Source organism: Sphingomonas sp. PEI4 (genome assembly GCF_056679955.1).
Window position 1 is genome coordinate 1,302,045 of the sequence record NZ_CM155258.1, and the last position, 16,577, is coordinate 1,318,621.

18 protein-coding genes are annotated in these 16,577 nt (G+C 67.1%); 11 read left to right on the forward strand and 7 right to left on the reverse strand.

From position 1 onward, the window contains the following. Window positions 1-77: 77 nt before the first annotated feature. The 6 genes from AC1MLZ_RS05825 to AC1MLZ_RS05850 all read right to left on the reverse strand — a co-directional run bounded on the left by AC1MLZ_RS05825 (window position 78) and on the right by AC1MLZ_RS05850 (window position 5,621). Window positions 78-638 carry a YkgJ family cysteine cluster protein gene (locus tag AC1MLZ_RS05825; protein WP_480960808.1) on the reverse strand — a complete coding sequence of 187 codons (561 nt, stop codon included), beginning with the start codon at window positions 636-638 and terminating at the stop codon, window positions 78-80. Window positions 639-697: 59 nt separating this feature from the next. After that, window positions 698-1,018, reverse strand: a complete 321-nt coding sequence (locus tag AC1MLZ_RS05830) for a hypothetical protein (RefSeq protein WP_480960809.1) — start codon at window positions 1,016-1,018, stop codon at window positions 698-700. Between the two features lie 206 nt (window positions 1,019-1,224). Then, complete coding sequence (locus AC1MLZ_RS05835; protein WP_480960810.1) at window positions 1,225-2,841, reverse strand: M28 family peptidase; 1,617 nt, start codon at window positions 2,839-2,841, stop codon at window positions 1,225-1,227. Window positions 2,842-3,081: 240 nt separating this feature from the next. Further along, entirely contained in the window at window positions 3,082-4,110 is a 1,029-nt protein-coding gene (locus AC1MLZ_RS05840) for an endonuclease/exonuclease/phosphatase family protein (protein WP_480960811.1), read from the reverse strand. Window positions 4,111-4,188: 78 nt separating this feature from the next. Beyond that, a complete protein-coding gene (locus AC1MLZ_RS05845; protein WP_480960812.1) occupies window positions 4,189-4,704 on the reverse strand; it encodes a DUF2141 domain-containing protein in 516 nt (171 codons plus the stop codon). Next, a complete protein-coding gene (locus tag AC1MLZ_RS05850) occupies window positions 4,701-5,621 on the reverse strand; it encodes a hypothetical protein (RefSeq protein ID WP_480960813.1) in 921 nt (306 codons plus the stop codon). Before AC1MLZ_RS05850 ends, AC1MLZ_RS05845 begins: the two co-directional genes overlap by 4 nt. A gap of 242 nt (window positions 5,622-5,863) precedes the next feature. Between AC1MLZ_RS05850 and AC1MLZ_RS05855 the strand changes: the two genes are divergently transcribed. The 11 genes from AC1MLZ_RS05855 to AC1MLZ_RS05905 all read left to right on the forward strand — a co-directional run bounded on the left by AC1MLZ_RS05855 (window position 5,864) and on the right by AC1MLZ_RS05905 (window position 15,389). Beyond that, window positions 5,864-6,646 carry a DUF2334 domain-containing protein gene (locus AC1MLZ_RS05855; RefSeq protein ID WP_480960814.1) on the forward strand — a complete coding sequence of 261 codons (783 nt, stop codon included), beginning with the start codon at window positions 5,864-5,866 and terminating at the stop codon, window positions 6,644-6,646. Further along, window positions 6,643-7,833 carry a glycosyltransferase gene (locus AC1MLZ_RS05860; protein WP_480960815.1) on the forward strand — a complete coding sequence of 397 codons (1,191 nt, stop codon included), beginning with the start codon at window positions 6,643-6,645 and terminating at the stop codon, window positions 7,831-7,833. The genes AC1MLZ_RS05855 and AC1MLZ_RS05860 overlap by 4 nt, the downstream gene beginning before the upstream one ends. Before the next feature lie 252 nt (window positions 7,834-8,085). Continuing rightward, complete coding sequence (locus tag AC1MLZ_RS05865) at window positions 8,086-8,574, forward strand: RNA polymerase sigma factor (protein WP_480960816.1); 489 nt, start codon at window positions 8,086-8,088, stop codon at window positions 8,572-8,574. An 81-nt stretch (window positions 8,575-8,655) separates the two neighbouring features. Next, complete coding sequence (locus AC1MLZ_RS05870; protein WP_480960817.1) at window positions 8,656-9,630, forward strand: FecR family protein; 975 nt, start codon at window positions 8,656-8,658, stop codon at window positions 9,628-9,630. A 94-nt stretch (window positions 9,631-9,724) separates the two neighbouring features. Further along, complete coding sequence (locus AC1MLZ_RS05875; protein WP_480960818.1) at window positions 9,725-11,887, forward strand: TonB-dependent receptor; 2,163 nt, start codon at window positions 9,725-9,727, stop codon at window positions 11,885-11,887. Between the two features lie 22 nt (window positions 11,888-11,909). Further along, window positions 11,910-12,095, forward strand: coding sequence for a hypothetical protein (locus AC1MLZ_RS05880; protein WP_480960819.1), 186 nt, complete (start codon window positions 11,910-11,912; stop codon window positions 12,093-12,095). Next, window positions 12,092-12,340, forward strand: a complete 249-nt coding sequence (locus tag AC1MLZ_RS05885) for a hypothetical protein (RefSeq protein ID WP_480960820.1) — start codon at window positions 12,092-12,094, stop codon at window positions 12,338-12,340. Before AC1MLZ_RS05880 ends, AC1MLZ_RS05885 begins: the two co-directional genes overlap by 4 nt. Window positions 12,341-12,412: 72 nt before the next feature. Then, window positions 12,413-13,036: a PepSY-associated TM helix domain-containing protein gene (locus tag AC1MLZ_RS05890; RefSeq protein ID WP_480961472.1), complete on the forward strand. Its 624-nt coding sequence runs from the start codon at window positions 12,413-12,415 to the stop codon at window positions 13,034-13,036. Window positions 13,037-13,047: 11 nt separating this feature from the next. Then, window positions 13,048-13,542, forward strand: coding sequence for a DUF2271 domain-containing protein (locus AC1MLZ_RS05895; protein ID WP_480960821.1), 495 nt, complete (start codon window positions 13,048-13,050; stop codon window positions 13,540-13,542). Between the two features lie 10 nt (window positions 13,543-13,552). Then, window positions 13,553-14,407, forward strand: a complete 855-nt coding sequence (locus AC1MLZ_RS05900) for a DUF4198 domain-containing protein (RefSeq protein WP_480960822.1) — start codon at window positions 13,553-13,555, stop codon at window positions 14,405-14,407. 10 nt (window positions 14,408-14,417) lie between these two features. Continuing rightward, window positions 14,418-15,389: an FAD:protein FMN transferase gene (locus tag AC1MLZ_RS05905; RefSeq protein ID WP_480960823.1), complete on the forward strand. Its 972-nt coding sequence runs from the start codon at window positions 14,418-14,420 to the stop codon at window positions 15,387-15,389. Window positions 15,390-15,703: 314 nt separating this feature from the next. Here the strand turns inward: AC1MLZ_RS05905 and AC1MLZ_RS05910 are convergent, their stop codons facing one another. Further along, a complete protein-coding gene (locus AC1MLZ_RS05910) occupies window positions 15,704-16,525 on the reverse strand; it encodes a DUF4198 domain-containing protein (protein WP_480960824.1) in 822 nt (273 codons plus the stop codon). Window positions 16,526-16,577 lie beyond the last annotated feature (52 nt).

The following is a 16,577-nucleotide window of genomic DNA, read 5'->3' on the forward strand; positions in this document are numbered from 1 at the left end:
CGATAGCGTAACCAGCAGCCGATTCTTCGCGGCGGGATGTCCCTCTATACCCGTGCCAACTACAGGCATCACGGCGACTAGGCGTCAGACGCGAACACCTTGTAGCGCTTGCGCCATGCCGCGACTTCATCCTGTAGATGGGCGGGCGCCCGACCGCCCGAGATGACCAGGCGGGCGACATCGTCTTCGGGATGCATCAACATCTTCTTCGCCCCATCGCTGAACCAGACGGGGACAAGTTGATCGCACAGGCTATCGAGTATCGTGGCAGCCATGCCGTTCTCTATCGCGTCGCTACCGGCGAGCGCACGGACGTTGATCGATACGGCTTCGAGGCAGTTCTGCGGTTCCTGCACGAAATTCAGCGATACGACGATGCCTGACCTGTCGGGCCGGGCTCCATCGGGCATGCTCGCGACCCGTCGCCACGCGCAGAACCATGTTCGGCAGATCTTAGGGCGTATGTCGTGGATGCCGCACCCGTTCGAACATTGGTGGACGCACGGCACTCCCGCTGACTTCTTGAGATCGGGCGTATCGACCTTCAGTACGGTGCAGCACACCGTGCAATCGCCGCAGACACGATCGTCCAGGATCGGGCCCAACAGCGCGGTTTCCACATCGGTCTGGTCGTGCATCCCCGCCTGATATTCCTCTACGTCGATCGGGACACGAAGGTCCGGAACGGATCCACGCCTCAGTTTCCTTCGGCGTCGACCGTGAAGACCATTGGCTTGCCGCGCGACATCGGTTCCCATCCCGCGATCAACGCCGCCCGCACGCCCCGAGACTCCGTCGCATCGTCGATCTGGAGCCGTCCCCTTGGCAAACCCTTCAACAGGCGCTTGGGCGCGGGAAATTCCAACAGTGCCTCGCGTTGCGCATCTTTCTCCAACAGGGAAATCGTCATCCCCTTCCAACCGTCGGCGTCCGACCATTGGGGCTCGCGTTGGAGATGCCATTCATAGGTGACGCCATCGATGTCGACGGTACCGGCATTGCTTCGAATGTTCGACATAGAGGCGCCCATAGCATGCTCGTCGCGCCAGGCCAGACGTTCGGCGTGGCGTGCTCCGCAATTCGACCGTAGTCCGCTTCGCCTCGGCGGTTTTCGAGAGCCCGGGCATCGGGACGATCTGGAATGCGAGCCGAGTGCGTAAAGATGCGACTTCACGCAGTTGCTCCCCCGCCCCGCAGTGGCGCGATGAACCGACGCCAATCCGGTCAGGGTCGCCGCGCCGCCTGCGTCTTCGCCCGTTCCGCGGCGAAGGACTCCGTCGTGTTCCAGCCGGGCCAGCGACGCCCCGTGGCGATCTCCCGACCCAGCGCATACGCGACGCTACCCTCCTGCGCAGCGCCCGTCATGTCCCAGCGGGGATCGAACTCGTCGCAGGTCTGGTGATAACATTGCGCGTTGTAGCGCGCGCGTTCTCGCTCGCCCGTCGCGAGCCCGCCGTTCACGAGATCGCGCCCGGCTCGGAAATAGACGCCCGGCACGCCCTTCTGCGCGAAGGCGTAATGATCCGACCGGTAATACCAGCCAGCTTCCGTGTTCTCTTCGGGTACGATCCTGAGCCCTTGCGATCCGGCCACCCGCGCCAGGTCGGTTTCCAGCGGGGTCCTGCCGACCCCGATCAGTTCGAGATTACGGGTCCGACCCAGCACGACATGTGGGTCGAGATTGAACTGCGCGGCGGTGGTGGGGAGTGGCAGCGCGGGGTGATCGACATACCAGCTGGCGCCGAGCAGCCCCTTCTCTTCTGCGGTCCAGAGCGCGAACACCACCGAACGACGGGGCCGCTTCGTGTTCGCGAACGTGCGTGCGATCTCCAGCAGGGTCGCGGTTCCCGTGCCGTTGTCGATCGCGCCGTTGCGGATGCGATCCTCGGGCGGGTCGAATGCGTTCTCGCCGTACGCGTCCCAGTGCGCGCCATAAAGCACGCTGCCCGCCGCCGGATCGGTACCGGGTAGAACCCCGACGATATTGTGGCTGACGACGTGATCGAGAGAGACGGCCGTCGATGCGGTGAGATACGCGCCCTTCAGTTCGACCGCATGGAAATCAGCCTTCTGCGCGGCGAGCTTCGCTGCGGCATAATCGAGACCGCCCTGCTTGAGCAACGCAACGCCGACATCGTTGCGAAGGGTACCGCGCAGTCCGAATGCCGAGGGGACGCTGCCCGTATCGAGCGCGTATCCCGGAACAGCGTCACCCCTTGCAAGCTGGAGCCACGGGTAACTCGACGGGAAGGTATCGTGGATCTGGAAGAATGCGGCTGCGCCATGCTTCTGCGCTTCGGCAAGCTTGGTGCGCGCAGCGGGGGACGACACCCGTCCGCCAAAGCCGAGATCGCGCCCCGCTTCGACGTCAGGGTCGCCAGCGAGGGCCACCACCACCTTTCCGCGCACATCGACGCCGCGATACGGATCATAACCGAGGCTGGGTTCGACGACGCCGTAGCCGACAAAGACGATCGCCGCGTGCTCCAGCCCGGCCGTACCGACGATCCGCGAGGTCGCCGCGATCTCGGCACCGGGCGTCAGCGCCCGCGTGGCGCCCCCCATATCCAGCGCGAAGCGGGCACTGTCGCGGGTCCAGCGCAGCATCGGCACCGTCTGCCGATATCCCTGGTCGCCACCCGGCTTCAAACCAAGCTGTTCGAACCGTGTCTCAAGGAACGCCAGCGTTGCAGTTTCGCCCGCTTGCGTCGGGCCACGGCCGTGGAAATCGTCCGCACTGAGCGTGCGGACATCGGCCTTGATCCGCGCGGCCGACAGGATCGGCGGTGCTGGATCGGTCGCGGCGGTGAGGAGAAGGGCGAAGGGAAGCCAGCGTTTCATTTCAACAACATGACTGCGAACAATAGCCCGCGCAAGCAGAACGCCATGCTCCACCGAGTTGACGAGGCGGAAACGTTGACCCTCTGCGCAAACCAACGGGATATTTAAGTGTGCCGAGTCCGAAGAACCGCGAAATAGCTCGGAGAACTATACAAGCCCATCCGACGATGCCCGATCGCGAAGCCGTCGTCCTTCCTGCGCGGTACCCGCAAGCTTGTGCGTCGGACCGTCCGCCAGAGGTCAGCGACTGGCGATCGCCATCGGCGGTGCTGCGAACGGCTTTGACGTGTTGATCCGGTAGCGTACCGACACACCGACGTGATCCGACAGCATCGAGCCGTCCCCCGCGCGGCCGAAGGGTGCGGCCAGGCCAATCGGGTAAACTCCGACGGTCGAGGATGGGCGGTACAACATCCAGTCTTTTCCGCGGCCGAGCGAAATGGCCATGTCGGCAGGCTCTGCGACCGGGCATTTCGGGGCGATCCGGCAGGCCCCCACCACGGTCCGCAACGACGCCCCGCCGCCCAGCATGCGCAGGTCGAAATGCGTCCTGCGTGCGAGATCCTGGCCGACGTTGAAATCGCCCGCGACCAGGATCGGGCGGTTGCCGGCGCCCAGCGAAGCGACGAAGCGGGCGAGCAGATCGAGTTGACGGCGATAGGCGTGGATCGCGCGCGGCGATCCCGCACCCGACGCCGCGTTGCTGTTCAGATGCGTGTCGACCACGACGATTGGCGTCGCGATGCCCGGCACCGCGATGAGTGCCGCGACCGCGCCCTTGTTCGCGAGGCAATCATAGCCGGCGCAGACCGGGTAGGCCATCCGCCAAACCGCTAGGATCGGATAATCGGAGAAGATCGCCAGGCCGCTGTCGACATGCTTGCCGAGCTGCTCACCAACCATGCGGCTGCCGTCCGAGACGAAATCGTCGTCGGTGCGCGATATCGTCGCGGTGTCGTTCTCGCCGGGACCGAATGCGGCATAACGATAGCCTGCGATGCGGCCGATCGCCTTGGCATTGGCGACGAACGCCTCCTGCAACACGACGATATCGGGCTGATCGCCGACGTTGCGCATCGACCTCAACCTGCTGCCGATCGCCGCGAGATCCGCCGACCGATCGTCGGCGATCGGCCATGGCAGGCCGCGCACGTTATAGGTCATCAGGGTCACGTCGCCGGCTACGGGGCGGGCCACGGACGCGGCCGTCGGATAAGCGTGGATCGACGCGACTGCGGCCAAAGCTGTACCGAAATACCGTACCTTCATGGTGAGCTTCCTGTTTTCCTATTTGCTAGACGCTGCCGTTGACGGTCTTCCGCAGTCGCATTTCGAAGCTTCGAAAGATTACCGCTTGAGCGGTGCGAATGAGAATAATCCGCTGCGATAATTCATTACGACGTGCGTGGTGGTCAGCCCGTCATGCACCGCGATGCGGGCCTGCTCCGCGCGCGGTTTCGAACGACCGAGCTTCGGGTTGCCCGCAAAGCCGATACCGTCGTGGAGCAGGCTGAAGCCGTGGCCGCCATCGCGCGCATGGACGACGCTGAGCGCATAGGTGCCGGGCGCCGGCACGCGCAGGCAGAGCGACACCGGACCGGAGGCCGGCACGGTGATCACGGTTCGCCGAAACGTCTTGCCCTGCCCGATCAGGACGTTGTCGTCGGCGAGGAAATCACCGTCGCGCGCGGGGTAGAGTTCCGCGCGGAGCAGCCCGACGCGGTCCTTCAGGCCGTCGATGTCGACGATCAGCGCCGGGCCCGGTTCGTTCGGGCGGCAGCGGGCTTCGACCGTTCCCAGCCGCGGCGTCGAAGGCGGTCTAATGGCAGGGGTCGCGGCGAGGAACAGGGCAAGCAGGATCATTTCGTTCGTTCCATGGTGACGAGTTCGACGGCGGTCAGCGCGGCACCGAGCAGCAGATGGGTGACGAGCCACAGCCCGGCGATCATCGTCAGCACTGCGGTCACGTCAGACGTCCGCCCGACGGTGAACGCGACCAGCCCGGCGAACACGATGTCCTTGTTCGGCAGCAGTGGCAGCCGCGACACCAGCAACCGCAGCGTCGCCAGCGCCAGCCACCATGCGAGCGGTGCCGCGGGCATGACCGCCGCCCAGAGGAGCGCGGCGAACAGCGTCGTCGCGACGATCCGCAGGAAATGGATGACCGCGATCCGCACCAGTTCGGGCCGCGACAACGTCAGCAGCGTCTTGCGCATCACCAGCGTGATGACCGACGGGATCGCCATGCTGGCGGCGGACGCGATCATCACCTTGGCATCGGTGCCGAAATGCAGCGCGCCGAGCGCCCGCCAACTGACCAGGGCGAGGGCGAGCGTGCAGATGTTGGCGACCACCGCGGACAGGATCGCAACGTCCTTGATCGCGCCGAACGGCGTGCCGACCATCGTCGCGTGCTTGCGCGCCCAGCCGTAGAAATACAGCTCGCCCGAATAACCCAGCACGATCTCGTTGCTGATCCGCTTGCGCAGCAGCGCGAGGATGCCGCTGGCGGGCAGCCGCCAGAGCCGCCGGTAGATCACCCATTCGCTGAACGGCGTCACCAGATAGCCGGCTGCGAAGATCGTCCAGAACAGCGGCGAGCGCGGCACGAGATTCAGCGTGGCGGCCACGTCGAGGCTGCGCAATTGCCACAAGGCCGCGATCAGGATCGCCGCGGACAGCAACGGCGCAAGCCAGCGGGCGAGAAACGTCTTGCGGACGATCGTCGGGGTCAGCGGCGGGAATATCTCGGCACGCGTCAGCGCCAGCGGCTGAGTCATGCAATGATCCTCTCGCGACTGTTGGATCTCGAAGGCCCCCGCCATGCGATGCTGGCGGGGGCTGGGACGGACTTGCTTGAGGGCGTCATGTCGAGAGGACGCCGCCCCCCGACGCCAACCGCAGCCCCCGCCGACGCGGTCGTGAAATAATTTTGGTCCAGACACCGATTCGGACTGCGGCGCGGCCAGCGCGGCGCCGTCCCATCATCAGCGAGCCCATGACGAGAGCGAGACTAATGGTGATGTCCGACCACATCCAAGCCGACTGCGTTCCTCAGAAGCGGCTCATCGTGTCGATCCACGACGTCTCGCCTGCGTTCGACGCGCCGATCGCAATGCTGGCGGAACGGATCGAGGCGATCCTCGGCGGACCGCGGTTCGCGATGCTGGTGGTGCCCGATCACTGGGGCGCGGCGCGGCTCGATCGCCACCCCGCCTTCGCACGGCGGTTGCGCGCATGGGCGGACGCGGGCGTCGAGATGTTCCTCCACGGCTGGTTCCACCGCGATGCCAGCGATCATCGCGGCGCCACGCATGCGTTGAAGGCCAAGTACATGACCGCGGGCGAAGGCGAGTTCCTCGGGCTCGACGCGGCAGAGGCCGAGCACCGCATGCGCGACGGTCGCGACATGGTCGAGCAGGCGATCGGCCGTGAGGTGGCGGGGTTCATCGCCCCCGCCTGGCTATACGGTCCGGGTGCGCACGCCGCGCTGAAAGCCTGCGACTTCGCGCTCGCCGAAGATCATTTCCGCGTCTGGCAGCCACGCACCGGCGCCATCGTCGCGCGCGGTCCGGTCGTCACCTGGGCAAGCCGGTCGCCTGCGCGCATCGCGAGTTCGCTCGCGGTCGCCGCGGTGGCGCGCACGATGCCCGACTGGATGCCGACGATGCGCGTCGCGGTGCACCCCGGCGACGTCACCAAGGATGCGCTGCTGACCAGCATCGACCGCACGCTGCGCACACTCGCCGAACGCCGCACCGTCGCACGCTATGCCGATCTCGTCGAAGACAGGGTGGCGGCATGAAGATCGTCGACGTCTGCGCATTCTACACCCCGACCGGTGGTGGCGTGCGAACCTATATCGACCGGAAGCTGACGGCGCTCGCCGAACGCGGCCACGAGATCGTCGTCATCGCGCCGGGCGAGGAGGATCGCGAGGAACGGCGCGGCCGCAATGCCCGCGTCCGCTGGCTGCGCTCGCCGCGTTTCCCGCTCGATCGTTCCTACCGCTATTTCGCCGACCGCGACGCGCTGCATGCGATGCTCGACGAGGAGGATGCCGATGTCGTCGAGGTGTCGTCGCCGTGGCGCAGCGCATCGATGGTCGCGGACTGGCGGACACGGTCGGGATCGCGCGCGCGGCTGTCGCTGATCGCGCATGCCGATCCACTTTCCGCCTATGCCTATCGCTGGTTCGGCAACGTCGCGTCGACGCAGGTGATCGACCGCGCGTTCGATTGGTATTGGCGTCATCTCCGCCGGCTCGACGCGCAGTTCGACCATATCGTCAGCGCCAGCGACAGCCTGACGCAGCGACTGCGCGAAGGTGGTCTGCGAAAAGTGATGACCGATCCGATGGGAGTCGAACCCGGTCAATTCTCGCCGCGGCTGCGCGATGCCGACCTGCGTCGCGAGATGCTGGCATTGTGCGGGCTTGGCGAGGATGCGCTGCTGCTGATCGGCGTCGGCCGTCATGCGCCCGAGAAGCGCTGGGACATGGTCGCGCAGGCCGCGGCGATCGCGGGGACTCACGCGCCGGTCGGGCTGCTGATCATCGGTGGCGGCGGACGCCAGCGTCGCGTGGTCGACGCGATCGGCGACAACCCGCACGTCCGCCTGCTCGATCCGATCCGGGAGCGAGGCGCACTCGCGCGGCTGATGGCGAGTGCCGACGCGCTGATCCACGGTTGCGAGGCGGAAACGTTCTGCTTCGCCGCCGCCGAGGCGATCGCATCGGGGCTGACGGTGATCGCGCCGGACCGCGGCGGTGCGGCCGATCTGGCGCGCGCGAACGACGGCGCGCTGTACGCGTCGGGCGATGCGCAAGCCGCCGCCGACGCGATCCTTGGCGTCGCCAGGGCGATCGGCATGCAGGATACCGACCGACCGGATCGCTCGGTTCGGACGATGGACGATCATTTCGACGCGTTGTTGGCGCTCTACGAAGACGGCCTGCCCACCCCGATGCATCGATCGGGGACCGGCCGATGATCACGATCGCACGTCCGCTCGCAATGCCTCGATCCGAGATCCCCGCGTCGCCTTGGCGCGAACCGTTATTCTATTTGTCGTTCGTTGCAGCCGCGCTCCTGCTCGTCGCCGTTGGCCTGCTCCTCCTCTGGCGCCTCCTACGGGATTTGATCAGGACAAGGACTGCATGACCGGGTATCTGCTGCGGCCCCTGGGTTCTGGAGCCTTGCCGTAGCCGACATCGACCGTCCTCAGCCTGCAGGTCTGTCGGCAGTGCTCGCGGCGCACCGCCCGCAACTCGTCCGGTTCTTTGCCGGGCGAACCGGCAGCGTCGCGGAAGCCGAGGACGTCGTCCAGGATATCTGGCTGCACATCGCCGAACCTGTCGCAGGGCCAATCGCCAACCCGCTCGCCTATCTGCACCGGATTGGCATGAACATCGTGCTCGACCGCGTCCGCGCCAACGGCCGCCGCGTCCGCCGCGACGCGGGGTATGTCGATACGACGATATCCGTCGCGGGGTCGGAAGCGGTCGACGATGCACCCTCCGCCTTCGATGCAGTGGCTGGCCGCGAACGGATTGCGCACCTGGCAGCCGCGCTCGCCGGACCGCCCGAAGGCGCGATGCGCGTGTTCCGCCGGCACAAGATCGACGGCCTGTCGCATGGCGAGGTCGCGGCCGAGTTCGGCATCAGCCGCAGCGCGGTCGAAAAGCACATCGCGGTCGCGCTGCGCCATTTGAGAAAGGCGCTCGATGACTGAATGTTGCGAGGACCTGCGGTGCCCTATGGTGCGCGGCGTCTATGACGTGAGCGGGGGGCATTCGCTCGGAACGAGGGCGCGATGATGGATGCGACGATGCAGGACCCGATCGCCGCAGCGGCTGCCTGGCACGCGCGGATCGATGCGCCCGACATGGACTGGGCAGGCTTTGGCGAATGGCTGGCCGCCGATCCGTCGCACCGCGCCGCCTACGACTCGATCGCGCTGCTGGACGCCGAGATCGGCGCGGCGGCGCCCGCGATCGCAGCACTTCTGCCCGCCAACGACGATCAGGCCTTCGAAATTGTCCCCGAGCCGCGCAAAACCCGCTGGCGGTGGGCCGCAGCGGGGACGGGTAGCGCGCTCGCCGCCGGTCTCGCATTTCTGCTGGTCGGACCGACCGTCACCGATCCGGCGCAGACCTACGCGACCAGCGCCGGCCATACGCGTGCGGTGACGCTCGCCGACGGGAGCGGCATGCAACTCGACCGCGGATCCCACGTATCGGTGACAGGCGGCACGACTCCCTTGATCGAACTCGCCGACGGAGCGGCGAGCTTCTCTGTTCGCCACGACCCGTCGCGCATCTTGATCGTCCGCGCCGGGGCCTACGACATCCGCGACGTAGGCACGCGTTTCGCCGTGACGAACTCACGGGGGAAAGTCTCGGTCGCGGTCGCCGAGGGCAGCGTCAGCGTCGCGCCGCACGACCCCGACGGCAGCGCGCCGACGACGCTCGTCGCAGGGCAGCGTCTCGACATCGACCCCGTCGCCGGGATCGCCGAGCGGCGTTCCATTGCCCCTGGGTCGGTCGCCGACTGGATCGACGGCCGGCTGAGCTATGACGGCGCGCCGTTGCCGCTGGTTGCCGCCGACATATCGCGGTATGCGGACGCGCCGCTGGTGGTCGATCCGTCCGCCGCCGGGCTGCATTTTTCCGGGGTTTTGACGATTGGCGACGGCTCGCGGCTCCTCGATCAGCTTCGCGCGGTCTTGCCGATACGCCTGCGTCGCTCTGACGGCGTCGTGCATCTGGAGCGCTCCGGCCGCCGCTAGGTCTTCAGGCGCTAAACCCGCCATCGTCATCCCGGCGGGGTCGCTCCGCACCGCGCTTGAGTCGCTCGCACGACAGACCGAAATCTCGATCGGCATGGCCGGCTCCCTGCCCGCTACGCAGACACGGAAGATCGACGCATCGGATGTGGCGCAGGCGCTGAAACGCCTGTTGTCAGGAACCCATCTCCGCGCAATCCGCGTCGATGCGACGACTTGGCGGATCGAACCCGAGCCGCACCACGCAGCTCGATCGCTCGCCGCCGCTTCACGCGCCACCCCGCCCCCGACAGCCGAAGGCGCCGACATCGTCGTCACCGCTAGCAAGCGCGACGAACGCCTGTCCGACCTGCCCGTGTCCATCACGATCGTCGGCACCCCCGCGCTCGACCGCCTCGCCGGCAAGCGCGGACTCGTCGACCTGCTCGCGACCACGGATGGTGCGTTCTCGACCAATCTCGGTCTCGGCCGCGACCGCGTGTTCCTGCGCGGCGTCGCCGACAGCGCCTTCAACGGCACCAGCCAGTCGCTCGTCAGCCTGTATATCGACGATGCGCGGATCGGCTATTCCTCGCCCGATCCCGATCTCCGCATGGTCGATATCGACCGCCTCGAGATTCTCCGCGGACCGCAGGGTACGCTGTACGGCACCGGCGCACTCGGCGGCGTCATCCGGATCGTCACCACCGTGCCCGACCTCGATCGCGCCTCGGGCACCGTCGCAGGCGAGGCGACCGGGATCAACAACGGCGCGGTCGGCGGTGCGCTCGACGGCACCGTCAACGTGCCGATCGTTGCCGGACGTCTCGCGCTCCGGGCATCGGTCTGGACCGAGACGATGCCCGGCTGGATCGACGACACCGGACGCGGCAAGCGCGACGTCAACCGTACCGCGCGCAGCGGCGGCCGCGCGGCGCTACGCTGGGCGATCGGCAATGGCTGGACCGCGACCGCCAGCGGCATCGGCCAGTGGATCGACGCGCGCGACAGCCAATATGCGACGAAGGGCCTGTCCCGCGCGACCTCGATCGCTGAACCGCAGGACAATGATTTCGTTTTGGGTACGCTCGACATCCATGGCCCGCTCGGCAGCCTGGACGTGCAATCGACCACCGCGATGGTCTCGCATGTTTTCGGCAGCACCTACGACGCCAGCAGCATGGCGGCGCCGCTCGGTACCACCGCCCCGGTCGCCTATGCCGAGGATCGATCGATCGAGCTGGTGACGCAGGAAGTCCGTCTGAGCGATCCGACCGCACGGCACCCCTGGATCGTCGGCGCGTCGGTGCTCGATGCGACCACTCGCCTCAAGGGTCGCTTCGAGTCGAACGGCACGAACGTCGTCGCGCGCGACGACAGGGAAGCGGTGTTCGAGGCCGCAGTGTTCGCCGAAGGCACGCAGCGCCTGTCCCAAGCACTCGATTTCAAGCTTGGCCTGCGCGGCTTCGTCACCGTCAACAACATAGAACAGCAAGGCCCGAACGAGCAGAGCGCGACCAAGCTCGGCATCACCCCGAGCGCCACGCTCAGCTGGCACCGCGACGATACCGGGCTGATCTGGCTGCGCTATGCCAGCGCGATCCGGCCGGCCGGCGTCACGCGTGCCATCGCCACCACCGAGCAACGTATTCCCGGCGACGAACTGCAGAGCCTAGAATTCGGCTGGCGTATCCGCGGCCTCGACGATCGCCTCAGTCTCAGCGGTGCGATCTTCGGGTCGTTCTGGGAGCATCTGCGCAGCGACGTGGTCGGTTCGGACGGGCTGTTCGGCACCGTCGATGCCGGCAACGCGACCAATTACGGGGTCGAGTTCGGCGGGCGGTTCGTGGCGGGGCGCGCCACGATCGACTTCGGCACCACGATCCAGCGCGCGCGGCTCACCTCGCCCGCCGACGACCAGATCGACCCGGCCGACCGCCGCCTGCCGGTGGTGCCTGATTATTCCGCAAGAATCGGGCTCACCCGGCGCTTCTCGCTGATGGGTCGACCGGCGAGCGCCTATCTCGCCGCGCGCTATATCGGCCAGACCCGGCTGAGCTTCGACCCGGCGCTCGACCGCCCCGCCGGCGATTACGCGACGATCGGCGCGGGCGCGACGGTGGCCGATGGGCGCCGACACTGGTCGGTCGTTATCGACAATCTGCTCGACGGGCGCGGCAACAGCTTTGGTTTCGGCAACCCGTTCACGCTGGCGACGACGACGCAGACCGTCCCGATCCGCCCGCGCGCGATCACGTTGAAGCTTGCGATCGGCTTATGACGGAAGTGCACACAGCCCTAGTTTGACCTACCCGAACGGACGCTTCGCAGTCCTCGTTGGCGCGGCTCAGGTGACGCGGAAATTGCCTTGTGCCAACTCGCAATTCCCGTCGAAAACGCTGGTGCCGGCGATCCTGGTGCTGGCGCCGGTCCTTGCCGACGGCGCTGCGGCGCTGGTGCTGCGACGCCGGATACGGAAGCCGGGATGACGATCCGTCGTGCCTTCGGGGAACCGATGATCGAGATCTTGCGGACCCGCGATCCGGTGTCGGTCGCGGTCCTGTCCGTGCTGCTCTACGCTTTCCACTACCCAACCCGCTATGCGCATCAGCTGGTCGAGCCGATGTCGATCGCCGTCGTCGATACCGATCGCAGCGACATATCGCGCGCCATCGCCACTGCTGTCCTGCTAACTATTCTCAATAGCCTTGATATGCGTTTCGAGAGCCGATAGGCGGAGGTAGTGAACTCGCCCCGATCTCTCGCACCTCAAGCGCCTGCGTCGCCGGCCGCCGCCACCGCTGCCATCGTCGCCAAGCGCAAACGCAAATGGCGCAGCTGGTGGCTCAAGCAACTGCACAATTGGCACTGGATCAGCGCGGCGCTGTCACTGGTCGGCATGCTGCTGTTCGCGATCACGGGCATCACGCTCAACCATGCCGCGACGATCGGTGCCAAGCCGGTGGTCGTCGAAAAGAACGGCATGCTGCCGCCACCGTTGCTCCGCATGCTGACCGCACCGCACACCCCGGACACGCCTCTGCCCGCCCCCGTCGCGAAAAGCGTCGCGGCGGCGGTGGGCCTGGATCCTGCCGGCAAGTCGGTCGAATGGTCCGATACCGACGCCTATGTCGCCTTGCCGCGCCCGGGCGGCGACGCCTGGGTCAGCATCGAACGCGCGACCGGACGCATCACCGCGGAAACTACCGATCGCGGCTGGATCTCGTATCTGAACGATCTCCACAAGGGTCGCAACGCGGGCGCCGCATGGGCCTGGTTCATAGACATCTTCGCAGGCGCCTGCATTCTGTTCACGCTGACCGGGCTGCTCCTGCTGCAACTCCACGCGCGCCATCGGCCGACGACCTGGCCGATCGTCGCCGCCGGGCTTGCCATTCCCGTTCTGCTTGCCATCCTGTTCGTTCATTGAGGGGTCCTGCCATGCGTCCTACCGCGTTCCTGTTGCTTGGCGGGGCGATCACCGCGCCTGCCCTGTCGTTACCGGCGAGCGCCGCGCCCGCAGGCACCGTCACGATCACCATCCCCCGGCTCAGCGTCGCGGAATATCACAAGCCCTATGTCGCGGTGTGGCTGGAGCCGGTCGGTGGCGGCACGCCGCGCACGCTGGCGGTCTGGTACGATCTGAAGAAGCGCGGCAACGATCCCGGCACCAAATGGCTGGCGGACCTGCGCGCGTGGTGGCGCAAGGGCGGCCGCAGCCTGACGATGCCCGCGGACGGCATCAGCGGCGCGACCCGTGCGCCGGGCCAGTACACCATCCCCCTCCCCGCCGACGTCAAGCCCGGCCAGTATGTCCTGAACGTCGAGGCTGCGCGGGAAACCGGCGGTCGCGAGATCGTCTCCGTACCGCTTGCCGCCGGCGCCCGCACGACGGGCAAGACCGAACTCGGCGCCATCGCCATTTCCGCCCGCTAAGGATCACATCATGAAGCCTTTCGCCATGAAGCCTTTTACGGCGCGCCTGATGGCTGCCGCCGCGCTGTTGTCGATCCCCGCTGCGCTGTCGGCGCACCGCATGTGGCTGTTGCCCTCGGCCACCGTGTTCTCAGGGACCGACGGCTGGGTGACCGTCGACGCCGCCGTCTCGAACGACCTGTTCTTCTTCGATCACCAGCCGCTACGCCTCGATGGCATGAAGGTGTGGCAGCCGGACGGCAGCGAAGGCGCCCTGCAGAACGGCGCGACCGGCCGCTATCGCTCGGTGTTCGACGTGAAACTCGACAAGCCCGGCACATGGAAGATCGGCACGCAGATGTCCGCCGTCATGGGCAGCTTCAAGGTCGACGGCGTCGAGAAGCGTCTTGGCGGCCGTCGCGGTCCGCCGCAGCCGAACGCGCCCGCCCCGCTGACCGTCGCCGACATCCCCGCCAACGCGACCGACGTGAAGGTCACCGAGGTATCGGGTCGCAACGAGATCTTCGTGACCGCTGGCGCGCCGACCACCACCGTCTTCAAGACGACCGGCAAGGGCCTGGAGTTCGCGCCGATCACGCATCCCGACGAACTGGTCGCGGGCGAGACCGCCAAGTTCCGCTTCCTCGTCGACGGCAAGCCCGCCGCCGGCCTGAAGGTCACGGTGATCCCAGGCGGCAAGCGCTATCGCAACGATGAGGGCGCGCGTGAATTGACGACCGGCGCGGACGGCGTGTTGAGCGTGTCGTGGCCGACCGCCGGGATGTACTGGCTCAACGCCACGCTGACCGACGCCAAGGCGACCACCCCGCGCGCGACCGAGCGCCGGATGAGCTACGTGACGACGCTCGAAGTCCTCACCCCCTGAGGCGTTCAGCATGAGGATCGCGCTTCCGCCGACGATCGACGCAGCGGCGTTCGCGGCGCGCGATCCGTCGGCGGTAGTGCTCGAACTGCACGGCGAGACGATGGGGACGTCGTGGAGCGTGCGCTTCGCTGCGCCCGCGGGGACCGATCCGTCGTCGATCCACCACGCGATTGTCGCGCGGCTGGCGGGGCTCGTCGCGGAGATGAGCCATTGGGCAACGGACTCGTTGTTGTCGCGCTTCAACCGGTCGCCGCCCGGCACCTGGACGATGCTGCCACCCGACTTCGCGCATGTCATGACGCGCGGCTTGGCCATCGCGGAGATGACGAACGGCGCGTTCGACCCAGCGATCGGCAGGCTCGTCGATGCCTGGGGTTTCGGCCCGGTCCCTGTCACACGACCCCCGAGCACACCCGAAATCGAGACGGCGCGTGCGACATCCGGCTGGTCCCGGCTGTCGTTCGCCCCAGTCGGCGCGCATCTTCGCCAACCCGGCAGGGTCGCGCTCGACCTTTCGGGGATAGCCAAGGGCCACGCGGTCGATGCCATCGCCGACCTCTTGCGCGACGCCGGCATCCGGAATGCACTGGTCGAGATCGGCGGTGAACTCGTCGGGCGCGGCATCCGGCCCGACGGCGATCCTTGGTGGGCGGACCTCGAAAGCCCACCGGGCCCGACGCTTCCACCACTCCGGATCGCGCTGCACGGCCAGGCCGTCGCGACGTCCGGCGACTATCGCCGCGGCGCCCACACGCTCGATCCGCGCACCGGACGTCCGATCGCAACGCAGGTCGTATCCGCCAGCGTGATCCATGACACCGCGCTGGAGGCAGACGCGTGGGCAACCGCTCTTACGGTCCTCGGCCCGGACGGCCTCGGCCTCGCGCAAGACCAAGGGATCGCCGCCCGGCTCGTCACGATGATCGGCGGCCGAGCGCAGGAGTACCTCACTCCTGCGCTCGTAGAGATGCTTGAGGGCTGACAGCCCACATTCGATGTGCCTCGCCCCCCCTGTTTCCCCGCGAAGGCGGGGACCCAGTCTGGACTCCCGCCTTCGCGGGAGAACAAGGAGAGCGGTCCCAACTAGCGCCCACCCGCGCAGACCTGATAAACGCTAGCGCCTCCATAGCACGGATCGAGTTACGGTTTTCTAATCCTCCCCCGCCAGGGGGAGGTGGCTGGCGCTTGCCAGACGGAGGGGGCGGGAGGCGAAACATTAGTTCCGTGTCCTCCCCCTCCGTCACCTTCGGTGCCACCTCCCCTGGCGGGGGAGGACTAGAAGAAATCGACGTCGCCTCAGATCGCCTCGAACGCCAGCGTCACGGTAAAGCTCGAATACGCATCCGCTGCGCCCGGCGTAGCGGCGCGGTGCCGTACCAGCATCAGATACCGCCCCGGATCGGACGGAGTAAGCGTCACCTTCCCGGCCTTGTCGCTGTTTACCGTCGCGACCTGCTTGCGCCCGTCGTAAAAGCCGGCCTCGCGGAACAGCGTCACGGGTTCGCCGGCCAGCGGCTTGCCCTCGTACAGGATCTCGAACGCGGCCGCCGTACCCGGCGCATAGCTGCTCGGATCGCCGAGCGGATGGATCTCCAGCGCCTTGCCGCGGGTCGCCAGCGCACCCGAGGCGCCAGGCTTGCCCCGCACCACATATGCGTCGGCCAACGTCGTACTGCGCACGTCGACGGTCGTAGCGCCGGTTGGTGGCGCTTTCCCTTCGCCGACGATCGTCCAGGTCTCGCCGGTCCGGTACATCTTGCTCAACCGTCCGATCCGCTGCCCGGACGACAGCCGGTACACACCGTCCGCCGGTAACGCGGCCTCGACGATCGCCTGGTCGGTGGTCAGCGTCGGTGCGGCCAGCCGGACGGTCTTTCCGTCGGGGCCGGTGATCTCGAACGGCGCGTCCTTCATCGCGATCTCAGGCCGGAACGCGTCCTCGGTGAACGACGCCAGGAGCGTGACGCGATCACGCCCGGCGGCGTCGAATACGCTCGGCAGGACATACGGCATATGCGCCGCTGTCGGTTCCGAAACGAGCGCGAGCGCCGCGGCGATTGCCGGAGCGAGTACCCCGGTCGCGCGCGCCGTCCGCCAATTCCCCCTGATCTTCGCCATTCGATGCTCCTTTTCAATGCCACTTGATAACGAGAATGATTCTCACTAGCAA